Annotated in this window: 3 protein-coding genes; all 3 read left to right on the forward strand. The window is 74.5% G+C overall.

The window, feature by feature from the left end:
* Window positions 1-809 (forward strand): hypothetical protein (locus tag AB0H32_RS48065; protein ID WP_361135998.1); only part of this gene is annotated, 809 nt, incomplete at its 5' end.
* A gap of 35 nt (window positions 810-844) precedes the next feature.
* Window positions 845-1,735: a Gfo/Idh/MocA family oxidoreductase gene (locus AB0H32_RS48070; protein ID WP_361136001.1), complete on the forward strand. Its 891-nt coding sequence runs from the start codon at window positions 845-847 to the stop codon at window positions 1,733-1,735.
* Window positions 1,736-1,874: 139 nt separating this feature from the next.
* A partial coding sequence (locus AB0H32_RS48075) for a response regulator (protein WP_361136004.1) occupies window positions 1,875-2,238 on the forward strand: 364 nt, incomplete at its 3' end.

The raw sequence follows: 2,238 nt of genomic DNA on the forward strand, positions 1-2,238 counted from the left end.
GGCGCCTCGTGAGCATGACCGGCCTGCGCTCCATCTGGGTGCGCAGGCCGGGGGACGCGGCCGTACGCGCCGCCCAGCCCTCCGCCTGGCTGACGGAGGAGTCCTCCCAGGCGCTGTACGGCATGCTGCGGTGCACCGACGCGCGCTGGATGAACCATCCGGACGCGGCCCGCCGCGCCCGCCACAAGCCCTGGCAGCTGCGGCTCGCCCAGAACACCGGACTTGCCGTGCCGGCGACGCTCATCACGACGTTTCCGCAGGCGGCCCGGGAGTTCGCGGAGCGGTTCCCGGACCTGGTGGTCAAGCCCGTCTCCGGCGCGCATCCGCAGGAACCGCCGAGGGCGGTGCCCACCAGCCGGGTCGCGCCGGACACCGACTTCGCCGCCGTCGCCTTCGGCCCGACGCTGCTGCAGCGCCGGGTTGCCAAACGGGCCGACATCCGGCTCACCGTCGTCGGCGACCGGCTCCTGGCCGCGCGCAAACCGACCGACCCGGACGCCCACCCCGACGACGTGGACGTCCGGTTCGCCCCGTCGGTCTCCCCCTGGCTCCCCGCGGTGGTGCCTCCGCGGGTCGCCGAGGCGGTCCACCGCTACATGCACGGCGCCGAACTGTCCTACGGCGCCTTCGACTTCGCGGAGGACTCGGACGGGATCTGGTGGTTCCTGGAGTGCAACCAGTCGGGCCAGTTCGGCTTCGTCGAGATGGACACCGGCCAGCCGATCGCCGAGACCATCGCCGGGTGGCTCGCGGGTGTCGGGAAAGCGGCGCAGCTGTACATCGACGGCGACCGGAACGCGGCATCGTGAGGCTGCGGCCACCGGTTCGGAGAAAGGAACGCGAGATGCGCATCGCACTGCTGGGAACGGGCCCGTGGGCCCGGGCGGCCTATGCCCCCGCCCTGGCCGGGCACACCGGCCTGGAGTTCGCCGGGGTGTGGGGCCGCCGCCCGGAGGCGGCGGCCTCCCTGGCGCAGCAGTACGGCGTCCGGGCCTACGACGACGTGGACGCGCTGCTGGCCGACGTGGACGCGGTGGCGGTGGCGCTGCCGCCGTCCGTGCAGGCCGAGTTCGCGGTACGGGCGGCACGGGCCGGCCGTCATCTCCTGCTGGACAAGCCCTTGGCGGTGGGGGTCGCGGAAGCGCGGGCGGTCGCCGAGGCGGCCGAGCGGGCCCAGGTCGCCTCGGTGGTGTTCTTCACCGCCCGCTTCCAGAAGGAGCCGGAGGCCTGGATCGACGAACAGGCCGCCGTGGCGGGCTGGTTCACGGCCCGGGCGCAGTGGCTCGGAGCGGTGTTCACGAGCGACAGCCCGTTCGCTGGCTCTGCGTGGCGGCGCGAGAAGGGCGCGCTGTGGGACGTCGGACCGCACGCCCTGTCCGTCCTCCTGCCGGTCCTCGGTGACGTACGGCAGGTCCTCTCGGCGGCCTACGGCCCCTCGGACACCGTGCATCTGGTCCTCGACCATGCCACCGGGGCGTCGAGCACCGTCACGCTGAGCCTGACGGCACCGCCCGCGGCGGCCGGGGCCGACGTCGAGCTGCGGGGCGAGGCCGGGGTGGCGCTGCTCCCGGGAAGCTCCGAGGGTGCGGTTCCCGCGCTCGGCCGCGCCGCGGACGCCCTGGCGGCCGCGGCCCGCACCGGCCGGCCGCACGCCTGTGACGCCGCCTTCGGCGTCCGCGTCACCGAGATCCTGGCGGCGGCGCAGGCCCGGCTGGCCGGGATTCCGGCGGACTAGAGGGTTTTCGTCGCGGCCGTGCCCGCTGTCCCGGGCGCGGTGGTCCACTGCGCCCCGCACGCCGCTCCGCCGCGAACGCCCCGGTCGCTGCCCGGGACGTTTTGCGGGGCCGTACCCTACGTGACGGTGAGGAGGGACCATGGGTGAGACGGTGCACGCGGGCGCGGTGCTGGTCGTCGACGACGACTCGGCGATCCGCCGGTCGCTGGAGCGCGGCCTGCGGCTGAACGGCTTCGCGGTGGGGACCGCCGCCGACGGACCGCAGGCGCTCGCGACGATCGACCGGACACCACCGGACGTCCTCGTCCTGGATGTGTCGATGCCCGGGATGAGCGGTATCGAAGTGTGCACGAGGCTGCGGGACGCGGGACGCGACCTGCCCGTGCTCATGCTGTCCGCGCTCGACGAGACCGCCGACCGGATCGCCGGGCTGCAGGCGGGCGGCGACGACTATCTCGTCAAACCGTTCGCCCTGCAGGAACTGGTGCTGCGGCTGCACGCCC

Origin of the sequence: Streptomyces sp. NPDC020362 (assembly GCF_040642095.1) — a bacterium.
GTDB lineage: Bacteria > Actinomycetota > Actinomycetes > Streptomycetales > Streptomycetaceae > Streptomyces.